The sequence below is a fragment of the Gordonia sp. UBA7860 genome, assembly GCF_002500165.1.
In the GTDB taxonomy this organism is placed as follows: Bacteria; Actinomycetota; Actinomycetes; order Mycobacteriales; family Mycobacteriaceae; genus Gordonia; species Gordonia sputi.
Genome location: NZ_DLSO01000043.1, coordinates 57,974 through 64,288 on the forward strand (window position 1 = coordinate 57,974; position 6,315 = coordinate 64,288).

General features: G+C 66.1%; 8 protein-coding genes and 1 pseudogene. 4 read left to right on the plus strand and 5 right to left on the minus strand.

The window, feature by feature from the left end; translation table 11 throughout:
* The first annotated feature begins 9 nt into the window (after positions 1 to 9).
* On the plus strand, positions 10 to 669 hold the full coding sequence (locus B3T59_RS06280) for a potassium channel family protein (RefSeq protein WP_064868520.1): 660 nt from the start codon (positions 10 to 12) through the stop codon (positions 667 to 669).
* On the opposite strand, the gene B3T59_RS06285 is transcribed toward B3T59_RS06280, so the two are convergent.
* On the minus strand, positions 643 to 1,329 hold the full coding sequence (locus B3T59_RS06285; RefSeq protein ID WP_287001761.1) for a DUF3159 domain-containing protein: 687 nt from the start codon (positions 1,327 to 1,329) through the stop codon (positions 643 to 645). The two genes, B3T59_RS06280 and B3T59_RS06285, sit on opposite strands and share 27 nt — an antisense overlap.
* Positions 1,310 to 1,687: an OB-fold nucleic acid binding domain-containing protein gene (locus B3T59_RS06290; RefSeq protein ID WP_005201887.1), complete on the minus strand. Its 378-nt coding sequence runs from the start codon at positions 1,685 to 1,687 to the stop codon at positions 1,310 to 1,312. The genes B3T59_RS06285 and B3T59_RS06290 overlap by 20 nt, the downstream gene beginning before the upstream one ends.
* Before the next feature lie 132 nt (positions 1,688 to 1,819).
* On the opposite strand from B3T59_RS06290, the gene B3T59_RS06295 reads away from it, so the two are divergent.
* Positions 1,820 to 2,581 carry an alpha/beta hydrolase gene (locus B3T59_RS06295; protein ID WP_287001762.1) on the plus strand — a complete coding sequence of 254 codons (762 nt, stop codon included), beginning with the start codon at positions 1,820 to 1,822 and terminating at the stop codon, positions 2,579 to 2,581.
* 8 nt (positions 2,582 to 2,589) lie between these two features.
* Here the strand turns inward: B3T59_RS06295 and B3T59_RS06300 are convergent, their stop codons facing one another.
* Both B3T59_RS06300 and dut read right to left on the minus strand, forming a co-directional pair.
* Entirely contained in the window at positions 2,590 to 3,423 is an 834-nt protein-coding gene (locus B3T59_RS06300) for a DUF3710 domain-containing protein (RefSeq protein WP_287001763.1), read from the minus strand.
* A gap of 92 nt (positions 3,424 to 3,515) precedes the next feature.
* Positions 3,516 to 3,992: pseudogene (gene dut, locus B3T59_RS06305) on the minus strand (dUTP diphosphatase); the annotation flags it as partial.
* A gap of 23 nt (positions 3,993 to 4,015) precedes the next feature.
* On the opposite strand from dut, the gene B3T59_RS06310 reads away from it, so the two are divergent.
* A complete protein-coding gene (locus B3T59_RS06310) occupies positions 4,016 to 4,579 on the plus strand; it encodes a DUF3093 domain-containing protein (RefSeq protein ID WP_287001764.1) in 564 nt (187 codons plus the stop codon).
* A 91-nt stretch (positions 4,580 to 4,670) separates the two neighbouring features.
* Here B3T59_RS06310 and B3T59_RS06315 read toward each other — a convergent pair whose 3' ends face one another.
* Entirely contained in the window at positions 4,671 to 4,970 is a 300-nt protein-coding gene (locus B3T59_RS06315; protein ID WP_005173015.1) for a DUF4193 domain-containing protein, read from the minus strand.
* A 457-nt stretch (positions 4,971 to 5,427) separates the two neighbouring features.
* On the opposite strand from B3T59_RS06315, the gene cei reads away from it, so the two are divergent.
* Positions 5,428 to 6,141: an envelope integrity protein Cei gene (cei, locus tag B3T59_RS06320; RefSeq protein ID WP_064863007.1), complete on the plus strand. Its 714-nt coding sequence runs from the start codon at positions 5,428 to 5,430 to the stop codon at positions 6,139 to 6,141.
* Positions 6,142 to 6,315 lie beyond the last annotated feature (174 nt).

Genomic DNA, 6,315 nt, shown 5'->3' on the forward strand with positions numbered 1-6,315 from the left:
AGGAGAGAGATGAAAGTCGCCATCGCCGGTGCAGGCGCAGTCGGTCGTTCGATCGCCCGTGAACTCATCGCGGCAGGCCACGAGGTCACGCTGTTCGAACGCCTCGCGAGCCACATCGACGTCGAGGCCGTCCACGGAGCGAACTGGCTGCTCGCGGATGCCTGCGAGCTGGCCAACCTCGAACGAGCCGGGTTGCAATCCTACGACGTGATGATCGCCGCCACCGGCGACGACAAGGCCAATCTCGTGGTCAGCCTGCTGGCGAAGACCGAGTTCGCGGTGAGCAGGGTCGTCGCCCGCGTAAACGATCCGCGCAATGAGTGGCTGTTCGGGGAGGACTGGGGCGTCGACGTCGCGGTGTCGACACCTCGGCTACTGGCCTCGCTGGTCGAAGAGGCGGTGTCGGTCGGTGATCTGGTGCGGCTCATGACATTTCGTCAGGGTCAGGCAAACCTCGTCGAACTCACGCTGCCGCCCGACACCCCGCTGGCGGGCAAGCCGGTCCGCAAGATCGATCTGCCGCGCGACGCCGCGCTGGTGGCCATCATCCGTGGCGGCCGCGTGATCGTGCCCGAGCGCGACGATCCGCTCGAGGGTGGCGACGAACTCGTCTTTGTCGCCGCGGTCGAGGTGGAACCGGCGCTACACGCGGCGATCCACGGCAGCTGAGGCCCCGCCGGCGCGCGACGCGCGTCGGACGAGCACCATGGTCACCACGACTGCGAGCGCGGTGAGCGGCCAGCCCATCCCGATCCGAGCGACGGCCAGCCAACCGGTGTCGCCGCTGTCGTAGAGCGACGATTGTGCGAGATAGCGTCCCACGAACACGAGTGCCCAGAATGCCGTGGCGACGTCATAGGCGATCAAAGTCCCGCGGTCGTGACGCCACTGCGTTCCGGTGCCGTTGACGTAATTCCAGGCCACGCCGATCAGCGGCCATCGAAGCAGGATCGAAGCGACCAGGACACCCGCGTACACCAGCGATGTCCAGATGCCGAACAGAAAGTACCCTTTCGCGTCGCCGACGCGATGGGCGATGAACGTGCAGATCGCCACGCCGAGAAAGCCGGAGATCGCCGGTGCGAGTCCGTCGTGACGGAACAGACGGACGGCCGCGACCGATACCGCCGTAGCGAGCGCCGCGATGATCGCCGCCGTCAGGCCGAATGCGGCGTTGACGGCCACGAATACAATGACCGGGATCGTCGACGAGATCAGGCCGGATACTCCGCCGAGCTGCTCGAGAACCGTCGGCGTCGGCCGTTCGCCCACCTGGGCTGCGTCGATATCCGACGCGGCGTCGGGACTGTCAGTCTTCTCCGTCGCCATGCAATTCGTAATCGGGGTTGTAGATCACCTTGGTGCCATTGTGTTCGCCGAGACGCCCACTCACGGTGATCTTCCGCCCCGGCTCGATACCCGGGATGCGGTTACGGCCCATCCATTTCAGAAAGACGACGTCGCTTCCGTCGAAGAACTCCGCCTTGACCCCACTCTTCGCGGTGCGTGAACAGGTCTCGACCGCGCGCAACTCGCCATGCATCGTGACCTCGTCACCGCGCGAACACTCCACCGCGCGCTGGGCGCCGGTGGCCGCCGACTCCGCCGCGATCTTCTCCGCGTCGGCTTCTCCGAGATCTTCGGTGAGCCGCCTGGTCAGTCGCTTGAGATAACCGGCTGTGGGCATCACAACCTCCAAATAGCGATGTGGGCACGATCAGTGTTTCGGGCGCGGCTTATCGGGCTGAACCAACCGAGCCGCACTCGGTCAGCCTAGACCCCCGCGCTCACCGGTTACAACGCACGGCATCATCGGTTCATGCCCTCGGCTGACACCGCGCACCCACCAGCACCGACCGCCTTGATCGCCATGCCCGGCACAGGTTCGGACGACGACTACGTTCGACGAGCATTCGGGGCGGCTGCACGACTTCTCGACGTCGAGCTCATCGCTGTGAAACCGACCGCCGACCTCATCCCCGGATTCATCCGCGCACTCGACGCCGCGGCGCGCGAGCATGCGGTTGTGCTGGTCGGCGGGGTGTCCATCGGCTCGGTGACCGCACTGCGGTGGGCGCTGGACCAACAATCCGCACACACCGGAAGCTGTGCCGGCGTCCTGGCTGCGCTACCGCCGTGGAGCGGCGAACCGTCGGGATCGCTTGCCGCGGCGAGCGCCCGCCTGACCGCCGACTCCATCGAACGCGACGGACTCGACGCAAAGATCGCGACGATGGTCTCGACGAGTCCCGAGTGGCTCGGCGTCGAGCTGAGTCGGTCGTGGCGCGCGCAGTCCCGCGACCTCGTCGCACAACTGCGCGCTGCGGCGGAGTGCGTGGCACCGACCCCGGACGACATCTCCGAACTCACTGTGCCACTTGCGATTACCGCTGCGGTCGACGATCCGCTACATCCCCGCGCAATCGCCGAGGACTGGTCGGCCGCTGCACCGCGCGCGGAGGTCGTCGACGTCGAATTGACCCAGTGGGGCATCGACCCCTCGGTGCTCGGGACGTCGTGCGCGCGCGCCTGGCTGCGCCTGAGTGCGGCGCAGGAGTCGGAGCCTGCCCGGCACCTATGAGAGGGAGGTCAGCGGCGTCGTCGAAAACGCTGCATGGCCGAGCCCGCCGAGCGGGGCTGATCGTCGGATGAGTCGACATCCCCACCGGCCGTGAACTCGGCGTCGGCGGTGGCAACACCCGTGTCCGTGCCACTCGTTTGCTGTGCAGTCGGATCGTCACCCGAGCCTGCAACGGCTCCGTCGGGTACGACGACGCCGGGCGGGACATCGCCACCCTCGGCCGACGCGCCCTCGAACATCTGCTGTTGTGCTGCGGCGACCTGCTCGGCCAACACCGGCGGCAGCACAAGCGGCAGCATCTCGCGGGGAGGGGCGGGCTCGGTGCCTCGACGCACCACCGACTCCGCGAGCACGGCACGGGACAGCTGGGACAGTTCGGACGCGGTGTCGTTCGGTCCGCTCGCCACCAGCCGAACCATCCAGCGCGGGCCGTCGACGCCGATGAAACGATGACTGCCGCCCGGAACCTCTGCGACGATTTCGCGGCCCCAATGACCGTCTTCGATGCTCGTGGTCGCTCCGTCGTTCTTCAGTGAGTCGACGAGTTCACCTACCACCTCGCGCCACAGTCCCGGCGACTTCGGCGCCGCGAAAGCAGCGACGGTGATCCGACCGTAGGGAGTCACCAGGTAGACGGCCTCTGGTTGATGGTCGGCGGTCATCTCGACGGTCACCTGGCCGCCTTCGACAACGGGCACCAGCACGGCGCCGAGGTCGAGGTGCGATTTCTCGAGATCCTCTGCCGGGGTGTCGAGTTCGGTGATGTCGTAGGGTCCGCGCGCCTGCCCGATGAGCAGCGGCTGGTCGGCAGTGTCCGACGCCGACTCGGGGTCTCGTGCCATCACGTGGGGTTCTCCTCGTTCGCGTTGTCGCCTGCGGTATCCGAGCCGTTGGCCGGGTCGACGGTGCCCGGATCGACGGATCCCCCATCCGTCAGTATGGCGTGTCCGCCGCTCGATCCGTAGCCGCCCTCGCCGCGAGCTGTCTCGTCGAGCTCGTCGACCTCGGTGAAGTCGACCAGTTCGATCCGCTGGATCAGCAACTGCGCGATGCGATCCCCGCGCACGATGCTGATCGTCTCCGACGGATCGAGGTTGATCAGACACACCTTGATCTCCCCGCGGTACCCGGCGTCGATGGTTCCGGGCGCGTTGACGATCGACAATCCGGCGCGTGCGGCGAGTCCCGACCGTGGATGGATCAGCCCGACCGTTCCGAATGGCAGCGCGACGGCGATCCCCGTTCCGACGAGCTGTCGACGGCCTGGCGGCAGTTCGACATCGATGGTGGAACAGAGGTCGACACCCGCATCGCCGGCATGAGCCCGAGTCGGCAGTGGAATGTCGGGATCGAGTCGCTTCACCGGGATCTGACCGATCGGTGCGGCGCCAGGGGTGGATTCTACGGTCACGAACGCAGACTACGCTGAGCTTTGTGAGTTCATCCGAACGCCCCGAGGAGACCGGGGCCCAGTCGCCAGGACCGACTGATCCGGCAGCAGACCGCTACAGCGAACGGCTGCGTGTGCCCCTGTGGTGGTGGCCTGCCGCGGCAGTGGTGACCGCGGTCGCCGGATACGAGATAGAGCTCTCGGCGCATCGCTCGTCGTGGAGTTTCGTCGGATACATCGCCGTCGGGCTGCTGTGTGCATTCCTGCTGTGGTCGATGGGCCGTACCCAGATCAGGGTCAGCGCAGACGGAGTCTTGCATGCGGGCAAGGCGCAATTGCCGAATTCTGTCATCGCGCGCGGGGCGAGTATCCCTGCGTCGGCCAAGAGCGCGGCGCTCGGTCGGCAGCTCGATCCGGCTGCGTTCCTCATGCACCACGCGTGGATCAAGACGATGGTGTTGTTGGTGTTGGACGATCCCGATGACCCGACGCCCTACTGGCTGGTGTCAACGCGCCATCCCGACAAGGTGCTCGCCGCACTGGGTGTACCCGATGCCAGCACGACGCACGCGGTGAGTCCTGAGCACTCGGACCGCGACCAGAGCTGAGGCGACCAGAGCTGGGGTCCGCGGTAGTCCGAGACTCACGAGCAGACGCAAGCGGCGCAGCGGTGCCGGATACCGGCACGCTGCGCGCCGCTCAGGCGCAGTCGACGCAGATGAGCGAGCTGCCATTCTCCCGAGCCAATCGGCTGCGGTGGTATACGAGGAAGCAGCTGCTGCAGGTGAATTCGTCGGCCTGCTTGGGGATCACACGGACGGAGAGCTCTTCTCCGGAGAGATCAGCGCCGGGCAGCTCGAATGACTCGGCCGTGTCGGTCTCATCGACATCAACCGCAGACGACTGGGCTTCGCTGCGACGAGCCTTCAACTCTTCGAGCGAATCCTCATTCAGGTCTTCGGTCTCCGTACGCCGTGGCGCGTCGTAATCAGTAGCCATTGTGTGCCTTACTTGGTTGGAGTTGGAGCCGTGGAGGACTGGCTTGTGGCCGGTCGACCATTGAGCACGATGCCTGTCGGGGGGGTTGGATTTCACCGACGTCACAACAACTCGTGGCGCCTGCAATTCGTTACCCCCAACCAAACAGATTTATGTGATGTGCATCACATATTCCGTAGGCTGGTCCGTCCCTGTCTAGGACGGGGCGCCCGAACTGTAGTGCATCGCTTGTCTGCGGTCAACATCACGCGTACGCCGATTCATTCCCGAGCGTCGGTCGGCTCAGACGGACACACGGAGTGAACCGGGACTCATCACACAGGGACCGACTCGCACGCACGGTGCTTGACCCACACCCGCGCACGAACCCTCTACAGTGAACCTCGTCCTGCTCGCTGGGCTCCCGGCGTCGGCAGGCGCAGGTATGCGTGGATGCGAGAAGGAGCAGGGTTCAACGGTGGTCTCGAGGATTACGGTCGGTTATCCCACCGATGACAAGGGACGCCCCTATCGACGTCGGCGTGCGCGGCCCGCCATCATCGTCGCGGTCATTCTGCTCGTCGTAGGTGTGATCGCATGGGCTGTCGCGCTTTCCAAATCGACAGCCGACGCAACGCCCACGAGTTGCAACCAGCCCACACCGGCCAGTTCATCGGTGGCGGCACCCCCGGTCGCCAATGCCCCCGCGGCCGCGTCGGCGAAGACACCGAAACTGACCGTCGTCAGTCGTGACGACATGCTGAAGGTCGCACCCGCCGCGCTGTCGACATTCCAGGTGCGCGTGCTGAACGCGTCGACTCAGCGCGGCGAAGCCCAGACCGTCTCAGACGATCTGACTGCGCAGGGATTCAATCCCGTTCCCGACGGCGCATATGCCGACGACGCCCTCTACCCCAACCACGACCTCGACTGCGTGGCGCAGATCCGCTTCGGGCCAGCGGGAAAGGCTGCCGCAGCGTCGGTCTGGGTCGCGATCCCGTGCGCAGAACTGGTCGACGACGGGCGCACCGGAACCTCAGTCGACGTCGCGCTCGGCGAGTACTACAAGGCACGTGAGCAGTCGCAGGACACGCAGGCCGCGCTCGAGGCCCTTCGCTCGGCGGACCCGCACAACCCCAAGACCGGGGCCGACCCGGGAGTGGTGCGGGCGGTTCACGCCCAAACCTGTTGATCGACAGGCTGATCGATCATTCAGGAGATCGGCGACAGCGCGCCGATCTCATCGAGCAACGCGAAGAACTCATCAGCGATACCCGGCGCGACGGCGACCGTGGCATCGCCGTCGGCTGAGCGCGAATCCGGTGGCGGAGTCCGCACAATCGCACCCGCCTCTGCTGCGACGAGG